The sequence below is a fragment of the Betaproteobacteria bacterium genome (assembly GCA_009377585.1).
Taxonomy (GTDB): Bacteria; Pseudomonadota; Gammaproteobacteria; order Burkholderiales; family WYBJ01; genus WYBJ01.
Genome location: WHTS01000006.1, coordinates 31,694 through 55,064, shown reverse-complemented (window position 1 = coordinate 55,064; position 23,371 = coordinate 31,694). Strand labels below are relative to the sequence as shown.

Here is a 23,371-nt window from a genome sequence, read left to right as displayed (position 1 = left end):
CAGGCCGATATTGCGAATCGCCCCGGCGAGAGACACCACGATGCGCGCATCCCGACTTGCGCCCGGGAACCTGGCGTCTCTTCCGTTCGGCCGGCGCGAACCATGGTTCGCGAAACCCCGGCCTCACTCCCCAACCCTTCTCCCGGAGGGAGAAGGGAGCGTCCAGTGCCCGCTGGGGCGGGCAGGTTCCTGGAAAGGGACTTGCGGTTCGAATCAAGCCTCGGGAAGCATTGCCTTGACTGCGCGCAGAGGCACGTCGCTGCGGGTTCTGCTGATCCTGCTTGCCGCCGGCGCGCTTTTGCCGCTCGCGCTCATGTCCGGCATCGGCTTGTTCCTGCTCGACTCGCACCATCGGGACCAGACTCGGCGCCTGGGCGTCGGGACCGCCCGCGCCCTGAGCATGGCCGTGGATGCCGAATTGAACCGCGCCATGGCCGTGCTGCTGGCGCTGGCGGGCGAAGCGTCGCTGGAAGAAGGCGACGTGCAGCGATTCCGCGACCATGCGCAGCGTGTCATGCGCACGCACCCCGATTGGCTCCTGATCGCGCTCACCAGCCCCGACGGCGAGCAGTTGATGAGCACCCGCGCCGATCCGGGGACGACGCCCGCGCCGGTGGTGGAGCCCGAGAGCCTGCGCAGGCTCGTGCGCGAGCGCGTGCCGACGGTGGGATTCGTGGAACGCGGACCCGGCGGCAACTACGCCGTGCCGGTGCGCGTGCCGGTGCGCGTGCCGGTGATGGTCAACGGCGCGCTGCGCTATGTGCTGTCCGGTGCAGTCAAGCCCGACGCATTCGCCGAGGTGGTGAAACGCCAGAAGGTGCGCGCGGATTGGGTGATCTCGATCTTCGATGCGAGAGGCACCCGGGTCGCGCGCTCGCGTTCGCACGAGCATTTGGTCGGTGGCGGCGCGACCCCGAGCCTGCAGAAGCTGCTCGAGCGCACGGGCGAGGGCTGGGAGCTCACGCATACGATCGAAGGCGACCCGGTGTTCACCGCCTTCAGCCGTTCTCCGGGAACGGGCTGGGCGGTTGCGGTCGGCATTCCGCAACCGCTCATGCGCGAAGGCGCTGCGCGCACGCTGGCGGCGTACGGCAGCGGCCTCATGATGTCGCTCGGGCTGGCGTTGATCGCGGTCGTGCTGATTGCGCGCCGGATCACGATCCCGATGGCGAGTTTGCGTGCCGCGGCGCGCACGCTCGCCCGGCGCGAAGTGCCCGTGATCGCGCCGACCCGGGTCACCGAGATTGGCGAGGTCGGGGACGCGCTGGTGGCAGCAGGCGAGGAGCGTGCACGCGTCGAAGGCCAGCGCGAGCGCCTGCTGCGCGGGGAACAGGAGGCGCGCGCCGCGGCCGAGCGCGCGAACCGGTTCAAGGACGAGTTCGTTTCGATGCTGAGCCACGAGTTGCGCAATCCGATCGCCGCGATCGCAGCCGCATCCCGCCTGCTCGAGCCTGAGCTGGCGGAGGACGACGTGGCGCTGCGCGCGGGCGACGTGGCGCTGCGCGCGGGCGACGTGGCGCTGCGCGCGCGCGCGGTCAGCGCGGTCATTCGGCGTCAGGCCGACCAGCTGGGCCGGCTCGCCGACGATCTGCTGGTGGCCGAAGCGGCGCTACAGGGACGCATCGTGCTCGAGACTCGCAGCGTCGACCTCGCCATTGTGGCGCGCGAAGTGCTCCAGCACACGATCGCCGCCCGCGACGCAAATTCGCATCGCGTGAGCGAGGCGCTCGAATCCGTCTGGGTGAACGCCGACCCTTTGCGCCTGGAGCAGATGATCGCGCGGCTGCTGGACAATGCTTTCAAGTTCACGCCGGACGGCGGTTCGATTCGCGTGAGCAGCCGAGCCGAAGCGGGCGAAGGGGTGCTGGTGGTTGCCGACAACGGCATCGGCATGACGCCCGATCTGGCGCAGCGTGTGTTCGAGTTGTTCGCGCAGGCCGAGCGCGAACCGCATCGGCCGCAGGGCGGGCTCGGCATTGGCCTCACGCTGGTGCGGCGGCTCGCGCAGCTGCATCGCGGCTCGGCCACGGCCCGCAGCGCCGGCCCCGGCAAGGGCAGCGAATTCGAAGTCCGGCTGCCGCGCGCGCCGACACCGCAACCCCAAGCGGCCGCCGAGAATGCGCAGCCCGCGCCGCGGCCGCGTCACGTGCTGGTGATCGAGGACAATGCGGACGCCCGCACGATGCTGCAGCTGCTGCTGCAATCCGCGGGACACCGCGTGCGCGTCGCCCGCGATGGCGTGGAAGGGCTGCAAGCGGTGCTGGACGAACAGCCCGACATCGCGCTGATCGACATCGGGCTGCCGCGCATGGATGGCTACGAGGTCGCGCGCCGAATTCACGAGACCTTCCCGGCTGCCGGCCGGCCGTTCCTGGTCGCCGTCACCGGCTACGGCCTGCCCGCCGACCAACGGCGTGCGATGGCCGCCGGCTTCGACGTGCACCTGGTCAAGCCGATCGACTACGCGGTGCTGGAAACGATTTTCGCGCGGCTCGGGTAAGCCGACGCCACCGCGGCAGTCACAGCGGCGGCCAGGCGCATCCGGTGCTCCCGCATGATGTGCGCCACCTTGCCGGTCGCGGCGGCAGCCGCGGCACGCGCACCAGTGCTCCACCTGGTGCGCACCACCTTGCCTGACGCAGTCGCGGCAGAGCCGCTGCAGGCGCGCCGCTACTTGCGCCGGATCAGCAGCCCCAGCACGATTCCGGCGACAGCGGCGACCCCGACCGCCGCCCACGGATGATCCTCCACCTCCTGCCGGGCTCGGGTCGCGGTGCGCCCGGCAGCCGCGCTCGCTTCCCCGCCCCACGCGGCGAGCGTCGAGCGCATGGTCGCCACCGAGCGTTCGACGCGCTCGGCCGCATGCCGCGCCTGCTCGCCCACCTGCCCGGCGCTGGCGCGTACCAGCGCCTCGGCATCGTCCGTGACGCCGCGCACTTCGTCAACCAGCCTGTCGATGCGAGTGTTCATGATGTTCTCCTGGAAAGTCTGGTTCGATCATACCGCCGTGCGGCGGCGCGGGCTCGCGGGCGAGCGCACTTTCTTGCGCGCCGACTTTCGCCCGGAGCGGCGCACGAGCAGCACCGGAACGGGAGCATCGCGCAGGACGCGCTCGGCATCGCTGCCCAGGAGCAGGCGGTTCAAGCCGCGCCTGCCGTGCGTGCCCGTCACGATCACGTCGGCGCGCGAACGGCGCGCGTCCGCCACGATGACATCCGAAACAGGCTTTCCGCGGCTCGCGACCTGCACCGCCTCGGCCTTGACGCCGGCCTTCTGCGCGCGCGCGACGGCCTGGTCCAGGACCTTGCGTCCCTCCACGCGCATGGATTCCAGCACGTCGCCGATCGGCACTGCAACCGGCTCCACCATCATGGTGGTAAGGACCATCTCGTCGACCACGTTCAAGATGCGCATGCTCGCTTCCTGGTTGCTGGCCAGCGCGATCGCGTGCTCGAGGCCCAGTAGCGAAGTATTGCTGCCATCGATTGGCACCAGAATTTTTCGATACATGTTGTGGACTCCTTAGCGCCTCGAGGCGTGCGCCTGGGCCGATTTCTTCGTATGGCTTCGTCCCGCGCAATCATCGCGCCCCGCGCGCAACGCGGTGCATTGCGCGCGAGCGTCAAAGCGGTGTCTGCTGGTGGAAGGCAAGCTTCCAGCTAGCGCCGTCGCGCACGTAGACACTGCTCGCGCGGGCGCGGTACGGTTCGCCGTCGGCTCGCGCAGCAGTCGCCTTGTAGGTCACCAGTGCGGCCTGCTCGTCCAGCTCCAGCAGGCGATGCTCTTCCAGTTCCACTTGCGACCAGCGGGCCTTTTCCGCGAGCGAGGGCGCGATCTCGTCCTTCAGCAGGAGGCCCGCGGGCTCCGGGAAAACCATGAGCGCGGTATAGGCGAGATTGCGCTCGTAGTACTCCGGCCCCTGGGTCCAGAATTTTTCCTCCAGGGCGAACAGGTGGTCTTCGAGTCGGGTCGGCATGTCGGCCTCCGCGGCAAAAGAAGCTTCGACCGTACGCAGCGACGCAAAAATCCTCCGACGCGCTCGATTACGGCAATTCGCCTTGTGGGAGGGCGAGCAGCGCATCGTAGATTTGGCGATCGATCTCGATGCCTTCGCGCAAAGCCTTGGCGCGCTCGCGCAGCGCGCGCTCACCGGGCAGGCGGATTTCGTCCACGCCCGGCTGGCGCGGGGTTGCCTTGACGCGCGCGAGCATGGCGCTCATATCGCGGCGAAAATCGTCCAGCGGCAGCAGCAGGTCCGGCTTGATCGCCATGACGAAGTAACCGTAGGTCTTGTCGTCGCCGTAACCCGAGCCGGCGAGCACGCCGAGCGCCTGCATCGTCAGGGCCAGGGCGAAGCCCTTGTAGCCGCCGAAGGGCAGGAGCGCGTGCACCTTGGCCGGGTCGCGCGTCGGTTGGCCGTGCGCATCGATCGCCACGCCTTCGGGCAACACCGCGCCGCGCCGCTCCTGAAAAATGAGATCCGTGCCCATGAAGGCCGACGTTCCGATATCGACCAGGAACGGCTCGTCCAGGGCCGGGAATCCGAACGCGATCGGATTGGTGCCGGTCGCGGGAGCGCTCGAGCCGGGTGCGGCCACATGGATCTGGCTGCTGACGCTGTGAATGCCGATCATGCCGGCACGGGCCACCAGCTCAACGTAGTGCGCGCTGCGTCCGCTCATCCAGGAGTTGTTAACGCCCACGGCGGCGAAACCCTGGCTGCGCGCCTTGTCGATCGCGACTTGCGTGGCCCGATACATGGCCACCATGCCGTTGTTGTTGCCGCCATCGAATAGCGTCGACAGCGGCGTTTCGCGCAGCACCCGCATGGGCCGGCGCGGCGCACGCAGCTGCCGATGCTCGGCCACGTTCAGGATCTTCGGCAAACCCGAATATTCATAGCCGCACAACGCGGCATCGACCACGTGATCGGCGATGATCTTCGCTTCCTCGGCTCCATAGCCGATGCGGGCAAGCGAGCGCTCGGCGAGCGCCTGTGCTTCGGCGGCGCTCAGCAGGACCCTGCCCTCGGACACGTGCTCCATACCATCCCATCTCCGTCGATTGCAGCCCAGTTGGGTTGAGCGTGCTGCCCGCCTGTTTCGCGAGTCGGGCGGACGCGTCCACTTGGGCGTTTCGGGGTTCGAGCGTATCGTAACGCCCAGCGGGCGTGGGTGCCACTCGCGGCTGCATGCTAAAGTTGTGCGCTCGAATCTCCGGCGGAGGGTTGCGCATGAGCGAGGAGAGAACCCTGCGGATCGTGATGGCGGAGGATTCCGCGGCCGATGCGGAGCTCGCCCGATACGCGCTGAAGCGCGCTCGCATTGCAGCCCATGTCGTACTCGCGACCACGGCGGCAGACTTTCGCGCAGCGCTGCTGTCGGTGCGGCCGCATGTCATCATCTCGGACAATTCGATGCCGCAATTCAGCGGCAAGGACGCGCTCGCGCTGGCGCGCGCACTGGCGCCGGACACACCGTTCATCTTCCTGTCCGGCACGCTGGCACCGGGTTACGGCTCCGACGAGGCGTTGTCGCAAGCGAACGCGTGTCTCGACAAGAGCGATCTCGACCGGCTCGGCGCGCTCGTCAAGGGCCTGCTGGTGCAGCCGGGCGCCGGCCCGCAGCCCTGATATCCGCATACCGGTTCCAACTGCTCTGATCCAGCGAAAGCGAGGTTTGCAATGGCGACCAAGCTGGCGAAACCGCTGCGACGCGAGATCACCATCGGCGACAGCCCCTACATCGTCACGATCTCGCCCGAGGGCTTGAAGCTCACCGCGAAGGGAAAGCGCAAGGGCATCGAGCTCGCCTGGTCCGCCATGGTGAGCGGCGAAGCGGCGCTGGCGAGCGCGCTCAACGCATCGCTCGAACAGACCCGCTGAGCCGGCCGAGGGCCGCAACCGATGCGGCACCGCGCCTGTGCCAAAGAAGGCGCGGGGCTGCGTCGACCACGCTCAAGTGACGTCGAGTCGGTCGATACGGACGCGCGTTGCTGGCCATGGCTGCGATGAGGCCATCGACGTACGGTCCGAAACAAGAACTCCGCGCGCTTCCGTAAGTGGCGACGCTCGCGGTCGCCGGCGCTTCCCTGCGTCTGTTTACTTTGCGCTTACGCAGTCTATATAGTGAGCGCCGGGCAGCGCGCACCGCCCCGACACAACCACGAGGAGGATGCAGTGATGAAGAAGCTCTATTCGCTCACGCGCGCGGCATGCTTGACCGCGTTTGCTGCATTGGGCATGACGTTATCGGCGACAGCGGCCGCTGGGGAAGTCAGTTTCGCGGGCAAGCGCATCGAAGTCATCGTGCCGTTCGCACCCGGCGGCGGAACCGATGTCTATGTTCGCGCCCTGGCACCGCATCTGGAGAAGCACCTGCCGGGCAACCCGACGATCGTGGTGCGCAACGTTCCCGGCGCCCGCGGCATCCCGGGGGCCAATCAGTTCCAGTCGCGCGCGAAGCCCGACGGCCTGGAGATCATCGCTGCATCGGCTTCAACGGTCGCCAATTTCGTGTTTCAGAAATCCAAGGTCGACTACCAGCTGGACAAGTGGGAGCCCATATTGCTCTCGCCCCAGGGGGCCGTGGTGTACGCCTCGACCTCGCTCGGCGTGACCGGTGCGAGGGACGTGGCCAAGCTCAAGGCTCAGCAACTGGTGTTCGGCGGTCAGAGCGCAGCCTCCGCAGAGCTGCGGGCGATCCTGACCTTCGAGCTGCTGGGTCTGAAGCCGAAGTACGTCTGGGGCATGAACCGGGGCCCGGTACGGCTCGCCTTCGAGCGCGGCGAGATGAACATCAACTACGATTCCACGCCGGGCTACCTGAAGGGGGCACATCAGCTGGTGAAGGCGGGCAAAGCGGTGCCGCTTTACGCGCTCGGCGTGCTCGACGACAAGGGCGAGCTCGTGCGCGATCCGAATTTCGCCGACCTGCCGAGCTTCGCCGAAGCCTACGAGATGATGCACGGCAAGAAGCCTTCGGGACAGGGCTACGAGGCCTGGCTCTCGGTCATGAAGATGCTCGTGATGCTGAACAAGGGGTTGTACCTACCGACCGGCACCCCCAAGCCGGTGCAGGCCGTATGGCAATCGGCGGTGAAGAAGATGCTGGACGATCCGGAGTTCGAGAAAAGCGCCGGAATGGTGATCGAAGGCTATCCCCAGTTCATCGGCGATTCGGGCCGTCCCATCATCAAGGACGCGACCACGTTCTCGCCCAAGTCGTGGCAATGGATCAAGGGTTATCTCAAGACCTCGCACGACGTGACGGTTCAGTAAAATGCCGCGGCGCGCACGGTTCATGATGCAGGCTGGGCCGCCGCGGTCGCAATAGCAACGAACCGGGAAATGGCTTTAGTAGGGAGGTGGGTTCCACGAAGCATGCCGCGCGGCGTGCTGCGCGGGCGCCCGATGGGGCGCCCGCGGCCGCCGCGAATCCTTCGGCGCCGAGCCGTGACGCCTGGAACACGCTGCCGCAGATGGGTATTATCGCGAGCTGGATCAAGAATTACTCTAACACAACGTACAACACGACGATCCAATAAATGCTCGGCGATCTTCTGCAGGCGCTCGTAACCCTTCTGAGCTTCGAACACCTGGCTTATCTGCTGGTGGGCACGACGCTCGGTCTGATGATCGGCATCCTGCCCGGTCTCGGCGGCACAGCCATGCTGTCGCTGATGCTGCCGTTCGTCTTCGGCAAGGACCCGGGACCGGTGCTCGCCATGATGGTGGGACTGCTCGCGGTCAACAACACCTCGGACACCTTTCCCGCGGTGCTCATGGGCATACCGGGAAGCTCCTCGTCGCAGGCGACCATCATGGACGGCTTTCCGCTGGCGAAGCGCGGCGAGGCCGCGCGCGCGCTGGGGGCCGCGTTCTCGGCGTCGCTGATCGGCGGCCTGTTCGGCGCCTTCGTGCTCACGCTCGCCATCCAGTTCGCGCGCCCGCTCATCCTCGGCGTCGGATTCGCCGAGCAGCTGATGCTGATCCTGCTGGCGCTCACCATGGTCGGCATGCTGACAGGCGCAAGCCCGCTGAAGGGCCTCGGGGCTTGCGGCGTGGGACTGCTCCTGGGCAGCATCGGTGATGCCCCGGCCACCGGAGAGTACCGGCTCGCCTTCGACACCGTGTACCTGAGCGACGGCATCAACATCGTCATCGTGGGGCTCGCGATGTTCGCCGTGCCGGAGATCGTCGACATTCTGCGCCGGCACGTCACCATTTCGTCGTCGGCCACGCTCGGTTCCGGCGTGCTGCGCGGCTTCATGGAAACGCTCAGGCACAAGTGGCTAGTCCTGCGCTGCTCGGCCCTGGGTTCGGTGCTGGGCGCATTGCCCGGGCTCGGCGGGCCGGTCACCACCTGGATTGCCTACGGCCACGGGGTCCAGACGACCAAGGACCGGGAAATGTTCGGCAAGGGCGACATCCGCGGCGTCATCGCGCCGGAAGCGGCCAACAACGCGGACAACGGCGGTGCGCTCATTCCGGCGTTGATGTTCGGCATACCCGGCTCGGGCAGCATGGCGATCTTCCTCGGCGGCCTGATCCTGCTCGGCGTCGAGCCGGGCATCGGCATGATGGAGCGCCACCTCGACCTGACTTTGGTCATCATCTGGTCCCTGGCGATCGCCAACGTGCTGGGCACGGTCACCTGCCTGTTCCTGGCAAAACCGATCGCGCGTCTGACGACCGTGCCTTTCGCGCTGCTCGCGCCCTTCATGGTCGTGATCATCTACTTCGCGGCCTATCAGACCACGCGCAGCTGGTACGACCTGGTGGCGCTGTTCGTGCTGGGCGTGCTCGGCGTCTACATGAAGCGCTTCGGCTGGTCCCCGCCCGCGCTGCTGATCGGTTTCGTGCTGGCGAACCGCCTGGATGCTTCGGTGTACCAGTCGATCCAGGTCTATGGCATGAGCTTCCTGGAGCGCGGGGGCGTGCAGTTCATGATTGCACTTACCGCCGTGTCCATCTTCCTTGCCGTGCGCATGAAGCCGCATCGCGATCCATTGTCCGAGAACGGCCCGCATGCGTCTGTCAACAAAGCGCCGCAAGCGATCTTTCTCGGCCTGGTGATCGCCTGCGTCGCCTACGCGATGTACGACATGTCCCAGCTGGCGTTCCTGGGCAAGGTGTTCCCGATGGCCGTCGGCATCATCACCATGCTGCTGCTGGTCGCGATCGCGATCATCATGCGCGGGAAGCGGGCCAACTTTGCGATCTACGACGGCGAGAACCCGGCATCCGGGGAGGCCAAGCCCGCCCACAGCGCACTTCACGTGCTGGGCTGGATGCTGGCGCTGCTGGTGATATGCGCCGTCGTCGGCTTCGTGCTCGGCGTTTTCGTCTACATCGTCACGTTCCTTCGCCTCAAGGCCGGCTCGAAATGGCCAGGGGCCATTGCCGGAGCATTGGGGGCGGTGGCGGTGTTGAGCGCGTTCGGACACTTCATGGTGCTCGACTACCCGAGAGGCCTGCTGCAGCTCGTTTTCGAAATGCCCTGGCCGTTCGATTGAGACGGGGCTGCGGCCTTGCCGGCCGGCTCCCGGAGACCGGGAGCCCCGACCGTCCCTATCGACGTCAGTCGCATCCGCCCGCGGTCGATGCGGCTCAAAGCTGCCAGAGCAGCTTGAAATAGACGCCGCGCTCGAACTCGCTGCGGGTCTCCACCGCACCCACGCCGGCATACAGCGTCTCCAGTGCGCTGAACTCGGGATGGCTGCTATCGAACAGGTTCTGCAGCGTCAGCGACAGCTCCAGCGTCCTGGAGACGCGCCAGCCGAAGCGGGCATCGACCGCCGTGTAGGCAGGCACCTCGGGATTGGGCAGCCTGCCCACACGGCGCACCAGGATGTCCAGCTCGTGCCGCGGCGACAGGTCGTGCGAGGAGCGCAGCATCCACTGGCTGCGCGGATCGTTGCCCAGCACACTCGGTCCGAACGGGTCGGTGCTGGACGACTTGGGGCGCAGATGGGTCTTGAGCAGCAGCGCGCCTGCGCTCAGCCGCCACGACGGCGTAGCATCGAGATTGCCCCAGAGCTCCAATCCGTGAACGCTGCCTTCCATCTCGTTGCCGTAGAACACCGACCTGCCGCCCGGACCGAGCTCCTGGCTTCGCAGGTGATCGTAGTCGGCATAGAACAATGTGGCCGAATACGAGGTCGTGCGCGAAGGCTGGCCGCGGTAGCCCAACTCGACGACGTTGGCGATCTCGGAGCGAACGTCCGGGCCGCCTGTGAGGATGAACGGCGGTTGCCCGGGCACGAACGTGTCGCGGTCCAGGCGCGAGGGCGAGCGCACCGCGCGCGATAGCGCGGACCACAACAGGTGTCGTTCCGACAGGCTCCAGGCGAGCCGCGCATTGGGAAGGAACTCCACGCCCGTATAGTCGTTTCGTTCCACGCGCGCGCCGAGCGTCAGTTTCAGCGTGTCGGTGAGCGCGATGGCGTCCTGAGCGAACAGGCTCGTCCACGACTGGTTCACGTGCGCGGGCAGGAACGCGACGATCGAACTGTTGTCGACGCGATCCCTGGCATAGCGATACTGCGCTCCCCAGGCCCACTCGTGGCGGCCCGCCGCAGCCAGCGTGTGCTGAAGCTTGACGTCGAAGATGTCCAGGGTCTCGGCGAACGTCGGGCGAACGATCCGCTTGGTGCGATCGACGTAAGCCTGGATGTCGACGCTCGAACCGCTCGCGAGCGTGCGCGACCAGCGGCCCGTCATGTTGGTGCCGGAGATCGAGATCCTGCCGAGCGGAAACGGCACGCCGGTCGTGATGGTTCCTGGCGCCGGCTGCGACTCGCTGCCGCGGTAGGCATTGGCGTTCAAACTGAATCGATCGCCGCCGCGCGCCCAGTCGGCGCGAAATCCGAACTGGCTCTTGTGCCAGTCGTCGTCGACGGAGCCGCCGCTCGCCTTGACGGTCTCGCCGCGGTCGAGATGCTTGGCGTAGATCCGAAAATGACCGTCCTCGCCCAGGCGCCCGCCGTAGCGCGCAGCCGCATCGGTGCCGATGCTTCCGCCTCCCAACGACACGAGCGTGCCTTGCGTGTTCGCCGCCGATCGCGTGACCACGTTGATCACGCCGTTGACCGCGTTGGTGCCCCAAAGCGTCCCGCCTGGTCCGCTCACCACCTCGATGCGCTCGATGTCCTCGAGCATGACGTCCTGAACGTCCCAGAACACACCGGAGAACAGCGGCGTATACACCGAGCGGCCGTCGATCAGGACCAGCAGCTTGTTGCCGGCGCTGTTGTTGAAGCCGCGGGCGCTGATCGCGTATCCGCTGGCGTGGCCTTGTGCGACTTGAAGATTGGGTGCGAGCCTTAGCGCTTCCGGGAGGCTGGTCGCGCCCGAGCGCCGGATGTCGTCCTGTCGGATCACGTAGATCGATGCCGCGCTCTGCGCCACGCGCTGCGGCCGGGTCGCGACCGACGTGACCTCGATGTCGAGCAGCTGTTCGAGGTTGAGCTCCCGCAGATCGGCGGCGGTTCGAACCTGATCCAGTGCCAGTTGCCGTGCACTCGCGCTGGCGCACGCGCAAGTCAACGCAATACTGCAAGCGACTCGCACCCATGACGTGGACGTTGGGCGGGCATGGCCCGACGCGCCGTAGCGAAGACACCGCGCGGCGCGGCTCATTGCAACCCCATGCCGATCTCCCGTGTCGAGAATTGTTCGTCGTCCGCGGACGTTAGCGGCGAGACCCGTTCGCCGTCAAGCCGTTCGTCGCACGCACGTCGATCCCGCAGCTTCGCGCCGATCGCCATGGCGTCGGAAAACCAGCATGCGTGTCGAGGATCTGCCTCGGCGCCCGGCGGCGCGCGACCGGATATCGTCAAATGGCACGCGAAGGCCGGGCGGGTCAGAAGTTGGGCGTTCGGCAGGCGCTCTGGCCGACTGGCATGCTTCTTTCTAGGGTCCCAGGCGGAAGCGGTCCACGCGGTTCATGGAGAAGACGGTTTGTTCGAGCTCAAGGGACTCATCATCGATGCGCCGCACATCGAACACATTCTTGCGGGGCGCAAGCGCTGGGAGATGCGCGCGGCCGGTACCCGCCAGCGCGGCACGATCGCCCTGATTCGCAGGGATTCGGGCGCGGTGGTCGGCGTTGCCGATCTGATCGATTCGCTCGGCCCCCTGACCGAGAACGAGCTGCTTGCAACCGGCGCACTGCACCTGATTCCGAGCCAGCGCGTGCGCTCGATGGCCGTGGTGAAGTACCGCTACGCCTGGGTGCTGGACAATGCGCGCCCGCTGTCTACGCCCATCACCTACCGGCATGCGCCCGGCGCCGTGACCTGGGTGAATCTGAACGCCGAGGTCGTAAACGCGCTGGAAACGAACTGGGTGGCCTAGAGCATTCTCTGGTCTGGAGCACTCTGGCCGGCATCGAAGGCTCCCTGAGTCAGCGCGCACCTACGCATCGCGGCAGTCGGCTTCATCGGCCATCTTCGCAAACGCCAGCACGTTGATGGTCCGTGAGTGATGGGTTGCACTACGCATGGGCCGCGGCACTCGCGATGAGCTCGGTCCGCATCGCGACGCTTGCGGCCGAGTCAACCGTGCCTGCCCCACAGCCCGAGAGCGTCTGTATCATACTGCTGCAGCGCCCCAGACCAACCGACGCATCGGGAGGGAACCATGGCCGATTCCACGCTCTTTACCGAGAGCGGACGCGTCCGAGCCGCAGTGGACAGTGCCCGCACCGCCTGCGCGAACAAGCTCGTATCGGATCTCGTCGACGCCGACGGCAACCAGTACGTCGACTTCGTGATGGAAGGCGGTGGCGTGCTCGGCATCGCGCTCACCGGCTACACCTATGTGCTCGAGCAGGCAGGCATCCGCTTCCTCGGTGTCGGCGGAACGTCGGCCGGATCGATCAATGCGCTGATGATCGCGGCACTCGGGACTCCGAACGAAGCCAAGAGCGAACGCTTGGTGTCCGCGCTGGCCGACATGCCGATGGAGTCGTTCATCGATGGCGACGGCGATGCCCGCGACTTCTCCCGGGCGATCCTCGACAAGGCCGGCATGGTGAAGCTGCTGTGGAAGGCCACGCAGGTGCTCGACAACCTGAAAGAGGATCTCGGTCTGAATCCGGGCGACAAGTTCCTGCAGTGGCTTACCGAGGCACTGGGTGCGGTCGGCATTCGCAGCTATGCCGATCTCGTGCAGAAGCTGCATGCCACCCCGCATGGCTTGCATCGGCGCGACGGCGAGGCGCTTCTGGAAAGCCAGCGCTGCGGCCGGCTTGCGATGATCGCGGCCGACGTCACGACCGAAACCAAGGTCGAGCTGCCGAAGATGGCGCATCTGTATTGGGCCGATCCGGCGAGCATGAATCCGGCCTGTTTCGCGCGCGCGTCGATGTCGATTCCGCTGTTCTTCAAGCCTTTCCAGGTTTGCGATTGCCCGCAGGCGGAGGCGTTGCGCGCCGACTGGGAAAAGCTCGCCGGCTACCTGGGCGAGTTGCCCAAGGAAGTTTTTTTCGTCGATGGCGGCATCATGTCCAACTTCCCGATCAACCTTTTTCACCAGCCGCACCGGGTGCCGTCGGCGCCGACGTTCGGTGCGAAGATCGGAATCGATCGGTCCAAGCCGGTGGCGATCACGAAGCCGGCGCAACTGATCGGATGCATCTTCGATGCCGCCCGCCATACCCTCGACTACGACTTCATCCTGAAAAACCCCGACTACCGCCACCTGGTGAAGATGATCGATACGGGCAACCACAACTGGCTGAATTTCTCGATGTCGAACGACGACAAGCTCGACCTGTTCGCGATCGGGGCGGAGGCAGCGGCCGAGTTCCTCGGCGGATTCGACTGGGAAAACTACAAGAGCATCCGGCGCGATCTCGCCGAGGCATTCAAGAAGAGCACCGGCTGACGCTACATCCCGGTGCTCGCGCCGAGCAGGAACTTCAGTTCAGGACGCGAGGATTACCGTGCCGCTGCCCACGCCGCGCAGCAAACCATCCTGCGCATGCACCCATATTTCCACCTCGTGGCTGCGCGCCGCGCGGGCGGCGACCTTGCCCCGCAAGACGATCTCGTCCCCGGCGCGCACCGGACGAATCCCCTTGTATTCCACACGCGCACCGGGGCGAAGCAATGCGCCCGGACCGTAAGCCTGCTCGAGCAGCTCGGCGCAGTAGGCGAGGCTCGCCACTCCGGCGTTCGCGGTGCCGCCGAACAGCGTGCGCCGGGCGAAGTCGGCGTCCTGGTGCAGATTCGTGCCGACGCGCGGACGCAGCCGCGTGAGCGTGGCGTAACGATCGATCGCTTCCTGCGTCTCATGCTTCGTCACCGGCGCCAGCGCATCATCGGGGTCGATCTCGGGCAGCGGGTCCGGCGCCACCGCTGCCTGGCCCTTTGCGCCCACGCCCGGACCGTCCGGCCAGATCGTCGTGTAGGTGTAATCCAGCAGCGCCTCGCCCGCATCGGTGTTCGCTTCCGTGCGCCATTGGGCGAAACGCTTGCCCCGCCGCTCGAGCTTGTCCTCCAAAAAGACGCGCGAGGCCACTGTATCGCCCGGATGGATCGGCCGATACAGCCGCAGCTCGCACTTGGCGTACGGCGTCTGGTACTCGCCTTTTTCCTCGGGGGCGGCAAAACCCTTGGCGTGCATCACTTCGTTGCGGCGCAGCGGCGCCACCATGAAGGCGAAGGACGGCGGAGCAACGAGACGCCCGAACGGACCGCCAGCGGCAACGGTCGCGTCGAGGTAGAGGGCATCGCTATTTCTCACGGCCTCGCAGTACGCCGCGATGTCTTCCTCGCTGACCGTGTGTGTGAACAGCGGTGCCTCGTCGCCGATCGTGGCGACCTCCCAGCTGTAGGTGGGAAGGGCGAGGATGCGCTCGGCCGCGAGCGTTTGCTCGGAATCGATGCTCATGCAAGGTACGAACGTGTTTTCTCGGAGCGCAATTATCGCCCCGCGAGGGGGCGAATCATAGTGCTGCCGAAAGCTGCGGAAAAACACTCGCAGCTTTACGAGGCCAGCGGCCCATGCAGCCAGGTCCCGCAGAGCGCGGCCGGACGGCGCGTCATCTGTTGCGAGAGCCCTGGCTCAGTGCGAATTCCAGCCCCCGCCCAGCGCCCGCACCAGCGCAACGGCGGTCTGATACTGCGCCGAGCGCACCTGCAGCGCCTGGCGCCGGTTGCGCAGCTCGCTGCGCTGCGCATCCAGCAAGTCGAGCTGGCTGACATAGCCGTTGCGATAGCGCACGTCCGACAACGACGTAGCACGGGACGCCGAGTCGACTGCGACACGCTGCACGTCGGCCTGCTCGGAGAGCAGTCGCAGTGCGGCAAGCTGGTCCTCGACATCCTTGAACGCCAGCAGGATTTGTTCGCGATAGCGCGACACGGCAGCGTCGAATTCGGCGCCGGCGCGGTCGATACCGGCCTGGCGCCGGCCACCGTCGAACACAGGCAGCGACAGGAACGCGCCGATCAGCCAGCTGCGGGCGGACCACTTGAACAGATCCGAAAGCTCGCCGGAAGCAAGCCCTCCCGAGGCAGTGAGCGTGACATTGGGAAACCACGCGGCCTGCGCAACGCCGACGCGTTGCTGGGCGGCAAGCATTTCGTTCTGGGCCGACGACACGTCGGGTCTGCGCGCCAGCACCGTGCCGGGGATGCCCGCGGGAATCACCGGCAGAGCCGTGTTCCAGTCGCCCGTGCCCAGATCGAACGCCGACGGCGTCTCGCCGACCAGCACCGCCAGCGCATGCTCGAGCTGGGTGCGGCGGCGCGTGAGCGCCAGTGCCTCCGATTCGGTCTCGGCCACCTCGACGGTTGCGCGCGCCACATCGAGCTCGGCGACGTCGCCTGCACGCCAGCGGCGCTCGGTGAGCTCCAGCGTCGCGCGATAAGCCGCGACCGTGCTTTGCACGAGCGCGATCTCGGCGTCGAGCGCTCGCATGGCGAGATAGGTTTGCGCGACTTCCGACTGCACCAGCAAGCGCGTGCTCAGGAACAGCCCCTCGCGCGCCCGCGCATCCAGCGCTGCGGCATCGGTGGCCCGCTCAAGGCGTTCGAACAGATCGACTTCATAGGCGAAATCCGCTCCGGCCTCGAAAATGTTGCGCGCGGGCCCGGGGTTGCCGGCGGCCAAACCGCGTTGACGCGCCGCGGTCGCGCCTACCGCGACCTGCGGATAGCGATCGGCATCGGTCGCGCGCACGAGGGCGCGCGCCTGGGCAAGCCGCGCCGCCGCGGTCCGGATGCTGGCGTTGCTGCGGTTGGCGCGCGCGACCAGATCGTCCAGCACCGGATCCGAGAACGCCTTCCACCATTCGCCGCGCGGGTGCGCTTCGGCGGGGGGCGCAACCGTCCAACGGCCGTCGCCTTCCTTGAACGCCGCGGGAACCTGCGGCAGCGCTTGAGGATCGACCTGGGGCAGCTGCGCGGCGCAACCCGCGAGCAGCATCATGAGCATCAAGGCGACTTTCATGGCGACTCCTTCATCGGCAGCGGCTTCAACGCACCGCCGCCCGGGGCATGCACGTCGTGCGCTATCTCGCCGTGGCGCTTGAGCGGGCGGTTGCCGGTGAGCGCCCGCAGCAGCACGTAGAACACGGGCGTGAGGAAGATGCCGAAGGCGGTGACGCCGATCATGCCGGCGAACACCGCGATGCCCATGGCCTGGCGCATCTCGGCACCCGCGCCGACCGAGAAGGCCAGCGGCAACACGCCCATGATGAACGCGATCGAGGTCATCAGGATCGGCCGCAGCCGCAGCCGGCTCGCTTCCATCGCGGCCTGCACGGGGTTGCGCCCGGAGAATTCCAGCTCGCGCGCGAACTCGACGATGAGAATCGCGTTCTTCGCCGCCAGCCCCACCAGCACCATGAACCCGATCTGGGTGAAGATGTTGTTGTCGCCCTCGGTGAGCCACACGCCGAAAAGCGCGGCGGCGAGCCCCATCGGCACGATCAGGATGATCGCCACCGGCAGCGCGAGGCTCTCGTAGAGCGCGGCCAGCACCAGGAACACCAGCAGTATGGCGAGCGGGTAGACCCACAGCGCCGAATTGCCGGCGAGAATCTCCTGGTAGGTGATGTCGGTCCACTCGAAGTCGATGCCCGGCGGCAGGACTTCCGTGGCGATCCGTGCGATCGCGTCCTGCGCCTGGCCCGACGAGTAGCCCGGCGCGGCGCGACCATTGATGTCGGCGGACAGGAACCCGTTGTAGCGCATCGCCCGCTCGGCGCCGCCGGCCGGCTCGATGTGCATGAGGGCGGCAAGCGGCACCATCTCGCCGCGATTCGAGCGCACCTTCAGCAGCCCCACATCCTCCGGACGCGCCCGATAGGGCGCATCGGCCTGCACCCGCACCGAGTAGGTGCGGCCGAACTTGTTGAAGTCGTTCACGTACACGCTGCCGAGGTAAACCTGCATCGTTTCGAACACCTCGGCCACGGGTACGCCGAGCTGGCGCGCCTTGGTCCGGTCGATGTCGGCGTAGAGCTGCGGCACATTGACCTGGTAGCTGGAAAAAATGCCGGCGAGCTCCGGAGTCTGATAGGCCCTTTCCAGCAACGCCTTGGTTGCGGCATCCAGCGCGACATAGCCCCGCGATGCACGGTCCTCGAGCTGCAGCTTGAAGCCGCCCGTGGTGCCGATGCCGTTCACCGGCGGCGGCGGAAAGATCGCGATGAACGCCTCCGGTATCGCGGCGAACTCGCGATTGAGCTGCTCGGCGATGGCGGTGCCGCTCAGCTGCGGCGACTTGCGCTGTTCGAAGGGCTTCAGCACGGCGAACGCGATGCCGGCATTCGAGCTGTTGGTGAAGCCGGCGATGGAAAGCCCCGGAAACGACACCGCGTGCTCGACGCCGGGATGTTCGAGCATGATTGCGCCCATGCGCCGGATCACTTCGTCGGTGCGATCGAGCGTCGCGCCGTCGGGCAGCTGCGCGAAGCCGATCAGGTACTGCTTGTCCTGGCTCGGCACGAAGCCGCTCGGCACCGCCTTGAAGAGCACGCCGGTCAAGGCCAGCAGCACGACGTACACGCCCATCATGAACGTCTTGCGCGTGAGCACCCGGCCGACACTCGCACTGTAGCCGTCGGCGGCGGCGGCGAAGTAGCGGTTGAAGGTGCGGAAGAACCAGTTCTTCCGGCCGGTATGCGGTTTGAGCAGCAGCGCGGCGAGTGCGGGCGACAGCGTGAGCGAGTTGATCGCCGAGATCACCGTCGAGATCGCGATGGTGAGCGCGAACTGCTTGTAGAACTGCCCCGACAGGCCGCTGATGAAGGCGAGCGGCACGAATACCGCCACCAGCACCAGCGCGATCGCGATGATGGGGTTGGTCACTTCGCGCATGGCCTGGTAAGTCGCCTCGCGCGGCGATAGTCCCTCGGCGATGTTGCGCTCGACGTTCTCCACCACCACGATGGCATCGTCGACCACGATGCCGATCGCCAGCACCAGGCCGAAGAGCGAGAGCGCGTTGATCGAGAAGCCGAACGCATACAGCAGCGAAAACGTGCCGACGATCGATACCGGCACCGCCACCAGCGGGATGATCGAGGCGCGCCAGGTCTGCAGGAACAGGATCACGACCAGCACCACCAGCGCGGTCGCTTCGAGCAACGTCCTCACCACGGCCTTGATCGAGGCGCGCACGAACTGGGTCGGGTCGTAGACGATGTCGTAGTCGACGCCTTCCGGCATCGTCTGCTTGATCTCGGCCATGGTGCGCCGGACGTTGCTCGAGATCTCGAGCGCGTTGGCGCCAGGCGCGGCGAAGATGCCGATGCCCACGGCGGGCTTGTTGTTCAGAAGCGAGCGCAGCGCGTAGTCCGCCGCGCCCAGCTCGATGCGGGCCACGTCGCGCAGCCGCGTGACCGCGCCTCCCGGCTCGCTCTTGAGAATGATCTCGCCGAACTCTTCTTCGCTCTTCAGGCGGCCTTGCGCGTTGATGGTGAGCTGTACATCCACCTTCTCCTGCGTGGGCGACCCGCCCACGATGCCGGCCGCGGCCTGCACGTTCTCGCCGCGGATCGCCTGCACCACGTCGCCGGCGGAGAGCCCCACTTCGGCCACCTTGCGCGGATCGAGCCACACGCGCATCGCGTACTCGCCCCCGCCCCACATGATCACCTGCCCCACGCCCGGCACGCGCGCGAGCCGATCCTTGACGTTGAGCAGCCCGTAGTTGCGCAGGTACGTGACGTCGTAGCGTTCGTTCGGCGACACCAGGTGCACCACGAGGGTGAAGTCCACCGCGCTCTTGACCGTCGTGATGCCGAGCCGGCGCACCTCCTCCGGCAGCCGCGGCTCGGCCTGGGTTACCCGGTTTTGCACCAGCTGCTGGGCGAGATCCGGATCGGTGCCGAGCTGAAAGGTGACGGTGAGCGTCATGCGCCCGTCGGTGGTCGCCTGGCTCGACATGTACAGCATGCCTTCGACGCCGTTGATCTGCTCCTCGAGCGGTGTCGCCACGGTCTCGGCGATCACCTTGGGGCTCGCGCCGGGATAGGTCGCGGTGACCACCACCGACGGCGGCACGACCTCCGGATACTCCGAGACCGGCAGCAGCCGCAGCGAGATCAATCCCGCGAGCAGCACCAGCACCGACAGCACGCCGGCGAAAATCGGGCGATCGATGAAGAAGCGCGAGAGATTCATGACGCCCCCGTCGGCTGGGATTCGTCCGCAGCGGCGGATTGCGGCGAGAGCTGAGCGCCCGGACGCACCCGCTGCAGCCCGTTGACGACGATGCGCTCGCCCGGCTCGAGCCCGGACGCGACGATGCGCTCACCGTCGATGCTGGCGCCGAGCGTGATCTCGCGGTAGACCGCCTTGTCGCCGGCGCCGACGACCATCACGAAGCGCTTGCTCTGGTCGGTGCCGACGGCGCGTTCGCTGACGAGGATTGCCGGCTGCGACTTCGCACGACCCATGCGCAGCTTGACGAACTGGCCCGCCATGAGGCTTCCGTCCTTGTTGTCGAACACCGCGCGCACGCGCACCGTGCCGGTTTTCGGGTTCACCTGGTTGTCCACCAGCTGCAGGAACCCGCGTTTGTGCGTGCCGCCGTTGGTGACCGTTTCCATCTCCACGGGGATGCTCTTCAACTGCGGCGCCTCCCTCAGCGCGCGTGCGACCACCTGCTCGCCGGCATCGAAGCTCGCGTACATCGGGTCGACCGACACGAGCGTGGTGAGCACCGGCGCGCCGGGGCCGGCAGCGACCAGGTTGCCGACCGTGATTTCGAGCTTGCCGACGCGGCCCGAGACGGGCGCGCGCACCTCGGTGTAGCCCAGGTCGAGACGCGCCGACTGCAACGCCGCCTGCGCTGCGCGCAGGTTGGCATCGGCCTCGCGCTCTGCGTTGGCGCGCTCATCCAGCTCGCGCTGCGCGATCGCGGCTGCCTCCCACAGGCGTTTGGCGCGCCCGTGTTCGCTACGGGTGTATTCGAGGCGCGCTTGCGCCGCGACCACCTGCGCTTGCGCGCGCTCGACTTCGGCGGCATAGGGCGCCGGGTCGATCCGGATCAGCAAGGCGCCGCGCTTGACCAGCGAGCCTTCGATGAAGTGCACGGACTGCACCGCTCCGGCCACGCGCGAGCGCAATTCGACGCGCTCGACCGCCTCCAGCCGCCCGGAAAACTCGTCCCAGGCCGTGACCTCGCGCTGCACGACCGTGGCCACCTCGACCGGGATCGCCTGCGGGGCAGGCGGCTGTTCGCTTGCTTCGGTCCCGGCGCTGGGCAAGCCGAACGCCAGCACGGCGGCAAGCGCAATGGCCGCCAAGGATGCGGCTGCGGTGATGAGCTTCTTGTTCGGCCTAGAACGTAACCCTGCCATGGCGAATCTCCTGCAGACGACGATTTCGAGCGAACGAGCTTGTCCGGGCGCGCTTGCCGGCTGCGTGCCGGAAAAGCGCTGCGCGAAACTCCGGGACTTCTGCTTATTTGTATATCGGTCGATACATAAATAGGTGGCGGACTCTAGTCGCCTTGCCAGCGCCTGTCAAGTGTTTTAGTATCGATCGCTATGAAAACCGATTCAGCTCAGGCTCCGCGAACGCGCGGGCGCCCCCGGGGATTCGATCGGGAACAGGCGCTCGAGCGCGCGATGGAGCTGTTCTGGCGCCAGGGTTACGAGTCGACTTCGATTGCCGATCTCACCAAGGCGATGGGCATCAATCCGCCCAGCCTGTACGCCGCCTTCGGCGACAAGGAGCGGCTGTTCCTGGAGGCGGTCGAGCGCTATGGCGGCCATTCGAGACAGACGCTGGAGTCCATACTGAGCGCGGCGCCCAGCGCCCGCGCGGCGGTCGAGCGCCTGCTCGAGGCAACGGCGCGCGAATGCACCGATCCCTGTCACCCGCCGGGCTGCATGATCGTGAGCGCGGCCACCAACTGCTCGGCCGGGGGGGCGCACGTGCAGGCTGCGCTGGCGGCACGGCGTCGGAGCGCCGAAGCGAAGGTGAAGGCGCGCATCGCTCACGGCGTGAAGCAAGGCGAATTGCCCGCGCGCACCGATTGCGGCGCACTTGCCAAGTTCTACTGCACCGTGATCGAAGGCATGTCGATTCAGGCGCGCGACGGCGCATCGCGCAGGAGCCTGCTGGCAACCGCCGCGGCCGCCATGCGCGCCTGGCCGGCAAGGAAAGCAAACGCCTGAACGCACGCGCGCACGCCCTTCGCAAATCAATGATTGAACGTAACGAACGCGGGCCCGGAATTCATGCGCTCGAGATCCCGGATGCGACGTTCGAGATCGGCGTGGTCCGTCGCCGCGCCGAGATAGCGCTCGGTCGCATCCTGGGTACGCCAGCAGCGCAGGAACTGCCGCCGCAAGTGTCTGGCTTTAGCTAAGATTCTGGCCTTGCCCGCCGATGCCCGGGAAGTCATGACGCTCGAGCCTCCACATAGTTGATACGCAGTCGGGGTCGGCACTCCCGCGTGCCCTCGATACCCCATAGTCGTCGCGACGGCGCTCGAATCGACACCTGGATCGGCAGTGCCGCGGTTTTCAGTGCCGTGGAGAAGTTGCTCGGAGCTCCCGAACCGCGGTTGTCATGCTGGACCGATCCTAAGAATTAGTCTAATTAATTGTTATCATGAAACGCATAAGGCTTTCTTTGAGTCCGCATGCGCAGCCTGAACCTGGATCAATTACAGACGCTGCAGGAAGTGATCGCGCTCGGCAGTTTCTCGGCGGCGGCGCAGAAGCTGCGCCTGACGCAGCCCGCCGTCAGCCTGCAGGTGCGGGAGCTGGAAAAGCGCTTCGGCGTGCGGCTGGTCCAACGCTTCGGCAAGCGCGCCTATGCGACTGCCGCGGGTGAGGAGTTGCTACGCTACGCCGGCCGGTTGATCGCGGAAGCCGGGCACGCAACCATGGCCATGCGCCGGCACCGGGAGGGCCACCTGGGCCATGCGCGCCTGGGGACGTCGGTAGCCGTGTGCACTTATCTGCTGCCGCCCGTGCTGACCGAGTTGCGGCGCGCACACCCCGTGATCGAGCTCACGATCTCGCTCGGGACCACCGAGTACGTCGTCGAGCGCATTCTCGACAACGAGCTCGACATCGGCATCGTGACCATGCCGGTCAAACGCCATCCGGCGCTCGCAGTCGAGCCCTTGCGCGAGGACCCCATGATGGCGTTCTTTCCGGGCGGCGAGCGCCGGCTGCCGCGCGCAGCCGATCCGCACTACCTGGCCGGCCGCAATCTGATCCTGAGCCATCGGCAAAGCCAGACTTACCGGATCATCGCGCGCTGGTTCGAGGCCAAGGGCATCGAGCTGCGTCCCATCATGGAGCTGGCCAACACCGAGGCGATCAAGACACTGGTCGCCGCGGGGATTGGTGTGGGCATCCTCCCGCTCGAGCGCAAACAGGGGATCCTGGTGTACGGCAAGACGCAAGTACGCCCGCTCGAGCCTGCGCTCATACGCGAGCTGAGCATCGTTCGGCGCCGCGAAAAGCATCCGGAGCCGGCGCTCGGAATCGTGCTCGATGCGTTGCAGGCCCTGTCGACGCGAACGGGCGCGCAGCCTGCCCGAAGTGACGCTGGCGGATGAGTTTTCGCGACGGCCTCGCGAAAATCGAGCCACGCCGCAGTAGCCCGAGCCGGAGATGAATGCCGGCAGGACATTGTGCTTGCGCGCGGATTCGAGGTCAGTGGCTCTTGAGATGCCCGAAGAGCATCTCGCGCATCGCACATCCTGCTGGACTTCCGGGGCGATGCACACGGACCCGCCGAACAAGCCACCGCTGCCGAGCTCGTGCAGGAACTCCAGGCTCGCGATCGAGGCGACCAGCAGGCCGACCCAAAGATATCTCATGGCAAGGCTCAGCAACCGGGGACGAACGCCGCATTGGATGTTACGCCCATAGGGCGTGTC

At 66.7% G+C, this 23,371-nt stretch carries 19 protein-coding genes; 9 read left to right on the top strand and 10 right to left on the bottom strand.

Annotated features, from left to right (window positions below):
- Positions 1–40 precede the first annotated feature (40 nt).
- Positions 41–2,500 (top strand): response regulator, encoded by a 2,460-nt coding sequence (locus GEV05_03695; GenBank protein ID MPZ42503.1) that lies wholly within the window; start codon positions 41–43, stop codon positions 2,498–2,500.
- Positions 2,501–2,670: 170 nt separating this feature from the next.
- On the opposite strand, the gene GEV05_03690 is transcribed toward GEV05_03695, so the two are convergent.
- The 4 genes from GEV05_03690 to GEV05_03675 all read right to left on the bottom strand — a co-directional run bounded on the left by GEV05_03690 (position 2,671) and on the right by GEV05_03675 (position 5,045).
- Positions 2,671–2,970 carry a DUF883 family protein gene (locus GEV05_03690; protein MPZ42502.1) on the bottom strand — a complete coding sequence of 100 codons (300 nt, stop codon included), beginning with the start codon at positions 2,968–2,970 and terminating at the stop codon, positions 2,671–2,673.
- 27 nt (positions 2,971–2,997) lie between these two features.
- Complete coding sequence (locus GEV05_03685; protein MPZ42501.1) at positions 2,998–3,510, bottom strand: universal stress protein; 513 nt, start codon at positions 3,508–3,510, stop codon at positions 2,998–3,000.
- A gap of 112 nt (positions 3,511–3,622) precedes the next feature.
- Entirely contained in the window at positions 3,623–4,081 is a 459-nt protein-coding gene (locus GEV05_03680) for a DUF4440 domain-containing protein (GenBank protein MPZ42500.1), read from the bottom strand.
- Positions 4,044–5,045, bottom strand: a complete 1,002-nt coding sequence (locus GEV05_03675; GenBank protein MPZ42499.1) for an Ldh family oxidoreductase — start codon at positions 5,043–5,045, stop codon at positions 4,044–4,046. The genes GEV05_03680 and GEV05_03675 overlap by 38 nt, the downstream gene beginning before the upstream one ends.
- A 146-nt stretch (positions 5,046–5,191) precedes the next feature.
- Here GEV05_03675 and GEV05_03670 point away from each other — a divergent pair, with 146 nt between their 5' ends.
- The 4 genes from GEV05_03670 to GEV05_03655 all read left to right on the top strand — a co-directional run bounded on the left by GEV05_03670 (position 5,192) and on the right by GEV05_03655 (position 9,516).
- A complete protein-coding gene (locus tag GEV05_03670) occupies positions 5,192–5,632 on the top strand; it encodes a response regulator (GenBank protein MPZ42498.1) in 441 nt (146 codons plus the stop codon).
- Between the two features lie 51 nt (positions 5,633–5,683).
- Complete coding sequence (locus GEV05_03665; protein MPZ42497.1) at positions 5,684–5,884, top strand: hypothetical protein; 201 nt, start codon at positions 5,684–5,686, stop codon at positions 5,882–5,884.
- A gap of 297 nt (positions 5,885–6,181) precedes the next feature.
- A complete protein-coding gene (locus GEV05_03660) occupies positions 6,182–7,279 on the top strand; it encodes a tricarboxylate transporter (protein ID MPZ42496.1) in 1,098 nt (365 codons plus the stop codon).
- Positions 7,280–7,545: 266 nt separating this feature from the next.
- Complete coding sequence (locus GEV05_03655; GenBank protein MPZ42495.1) at positions 7,546–9,516, top strand: tricarboxylate transporter; 1,971 nt, start codon at positions 7,546–7,548, stop codon at positions 9,514–9,516.
- A gap of 94 nt (positions 9,517–9,610) precedes the next feature.
- Here the strand turns inward: GEV05_03655 and GEV05_03650 are convergent, their stop codons facing one another.
- A complete protein-coding gene (locus tag GEV05_03650) occupies positions 9,611–11,641 on the bottom strand; it encodes a TonB-dependent receptor plug domain-containing protein (protein MPZ42494.1) in 2,031 nt (676 codons plus the stop codon).
- A gap of 321 nt (positions 11,642–11,962) precedes the next feature.
- On the opposite strand from GEV05_03650, the gene GEV05_03645 reads away from it, so the two are divergent.
- Both GEV05_03645 and GEV05_03640 read left to right on the top strand, forming a co-directional pair.
- On the top strand, positions 11,963–12,358 hold the full coding sequence (locus tag GEV05_03645; protein ID MPZ42493.1) for a hypothetical protein: 396 nt from the start codon (positions 11,963–11,965) through the stop codon (positions 12,356–12,358).
- 285 nt (positions 12,359–12,643) lie between these two features.
- A complete protein-coding gene (locus tag GEV05_03640; GenBank protein MPZ42492.1) occupies positions 12,644–13,891 on the top strand; it encodes a hypothetical protein in 1,248 nt (415 codons plus the stop codon).
- A 39-nt stretch (positions 13,892–13,930) separates the two neighbouring features.
- Here GEV05_03640 and GEV05_03635 read toward each other — a convergent pair whose 3' ends face one another.
- The 4 genes from GEV05_03635 to GEV05_03620 form a co-directional block, all read right to left on the bottom strand.
- Positions 13,931–14,899 carry a hypothetical protein gene (locus tag GEV05_03635; GenBank protein MPZ42491.1) on the bottom strand — a complete coding sequence of 323 codons (969 nt, stop codon included), beginning with the start codon at positions 14,897–14,899 and terminating at the stop codon, positions 13,931–13,933.
- 174 nt (positions 14,900–15,073) lie between these two features.
- Complete coding sequence (locus tag GEV05_03630) at positions 15,074–16,462, bottom strand: efflux transporter outer membrane subunit (GenBank protein ID MPZ42490.1); 1,389 nt, start codon at positions 16,460–16,462, stop codon at positions 15,074–15,076.
- Positions 16,459–19,644 carry a multidrug efflux RND transporter permease subunit gene (locus GEV05_03625; protein MPZ42489.1) on the bottom strand — a complete coding sequence of 1,062 codons (3,186 nt, stop codon included), beginning with the start codon at positions 19,642–19,644 and terminating at the stop codon, positions 16,459–16,461. Before GEV05_03625 ends, GEV05_03630 begins: the two co-directional genes overlap by 4 nt.
- Positions 19,641–20,825 carry an efflux RND transporter periplasmic adaptor subunit gene (locus GEV05_03620; protein ID MPZ42488.1) on the bottom strand — a complete coding sequence of 395 codons (1,185 nt, stop codon included), beginning with the start codon at positions 20,823–20,825 and terminating at the stop codon, positions 19,641–19,643. Before GEV05_03620 ends, GEV05_03625 begins: the two co-directional genes overlap by 4 nt.
- A gap of 189 nt (positions 20,826–21,014) precedes the next feature.
- Between GEV05_03620 and GEV05_03615 the strand changes: the two genes are divergently transcribed.
- On the top strand, positions 21,015–21,647 hold the full coding sequence (locus GEV05_03615; protein ID MPZ42487.1) for a TetR family transcriptional regulator: 633 nt from the start codon (positions 21,015–21,017) through the stop codon (positions 21,645–21,647).
- 26 nt (positions 21,648–21,673) lie between these two features.
- Here the strand turns inward: GEV05_03615 and GEV05_03610 are convergent, their stop codons facing one another.
- Positions 21,674–21,877, bottom strand: a complete 204-nt coding sequence (locus GEV05_03610) for a hypothetical protein (GenBank protein MPZ42486.1) — start codon at positions 21,875–21,877, stop codon at positions 21,674–21,676.
- Positions 21,878–22,117: 240 nt separating this feature from the next.
- Here GEV05_03610 and GEV05_03605 point away from each other — a divergent pair, with 240 nt between their 5' ends.
- Positions 22,118–23,047: a LysR family transcriptional regulator gene (locus GEV05_03605; GenBank protein MPZ42485.1), complete on the top strand. Its 930-nt coding sequence runs from the start codon at positions 22,118–22,120 to the stop codon at positions 23,045–23,047.
- Positions 23,048–23,371: the final 324 nt, after the last annotated feature.

Excerpts from the sequence above, each read along its gene's own strand:
- GEV05_03625 (MPZ42489.1), bottom strand. The coding sequence starts at position 19,644 with ATGAATCTCTCGCGCTTCTTCATCGATCGCCCGATTTTCGCCGGCGTG.
- GEV05_03640 (MPZ42492.1), top strand. The coding sequence starts at position 12,644 with ATGGCCGATTCCACGCTCTTTACCGAGAGCGGACGCGTCCGAGCCGCA.
- GEV05_03655 (MPZ42495.1), top strand. The coding sequence starts at position 7,546 with ATGCTCGGCGATCTTCTGCAGGCGCTCGTAACCCTTCTGAGCTTCGAA.
- GEV05_03665 (MPZ42497.1), top strand. The coding sequence starts at position 5,684 with ATGGCGACCAAGCTGGCGAAACCGCTGCGACGCGAGATCACCATCGGC.
- GEV05_03690 (MPZ42502.1), bottom strand. The coding sequence starts at position 2,970 with ATGAACACTCGCATCGACAGGCTGGTTGACGAAGTGCGCGGCGTCACG.
- GEV05_03675 (MPZ42499.1), bottom strand. The coding sequence starts at position 5,045 with ATGGAGCACGTGTCCGAGGGCAGGGTCCTGCTGAGCGCCGCCGAAGCA.
- GEV05_03610 (MPZ42486.1), bottom strand. The coding sequence starts at position 21,877 with ATGACTTCCCGGGCATCGGCGGGCAAGGCCAGAATCTTAGCTAAAGCC.
- GEV05_03605 (MPZ42485.1), top strand. The coding sequence starts at position 22,118 with ATGCGCAGCCTGAACCTGGATCAATTACAGACGCTGCAGGAAGTGATC.
- GEV05_03650 (MPZ42494.1), bottom strand. The coding sequence starts at position 11,641 with ATGAGCCGCGCCGCGCGGTGTCTTCGCTACGGCGCGTCGGGCCATGCC.
- GEV05_03670 (MPZ42498.1), top strand. The coding sequence starts at position 5,192 with ATGCTAAAGTTGTGCGCTCGAATCTCCGGCGGAGGGTTGCGCATGAGC.
- GEV05_03685 (MPZ42501.1), bottom strand. The coding sequence starts at position 3,510 with ATGTATCGAAAAATTCTGGTGCCAATCGATGGCAGCAATACTTCGCTA.
- GEV05_03695 (MPZ42503.1), top strand. The coding sequence starts at position 41 with ATGCGCGCATCCCGACTTGCGCCCGGGAACCTGGCGTCTCTTCCGTTC.
- GEV05_03620 (MPZ42488.1), bottom strand. The coding sequence starts at position 20,825 with ATGGCAGGGTTACGTTCTAGGCCGAACAAGAAGCTCATCACCGCAGCC.
- GEV05_03615 (MPZ42487.1), top strand. The coding sequence starts at position 21,015 with ATGAAAACCGATTCAGCTCAGGCTCCGCGAACGCGCGGGCGCCCCCGG.
- GEV05_03660 (MPZ42496.1), top strand. The coding sequence starts at position 6,182 with ATGAAGAAGCTCTATTCGCTCACGCGCGCGGCATGCTTGACCGCGTTT.
- GEV05_03630 (MPZ42490.1), bottom strand. The coding sequence starts at position 16,462 with ATGAAAGTCGCCTTGATGCTCATGATGCTGCTCGCGGGTTGCGCCGCG.
- GEV05_03635 (MPZ42491.1), bottom strand. The coding sequence starts at position 14,899 with ATGAGCATCGATTCCGAGCAAACGCTCGCGGCCGAGCGCATCCTCGCC.
- GEV05_03680 (MPZ42500.1), bottom strand. The coding sequence starts at position 4,081 with ATGCGCTGCTCGCCCTCCCACAAGGCGAATTGCCGTAATCGAGCGCGT.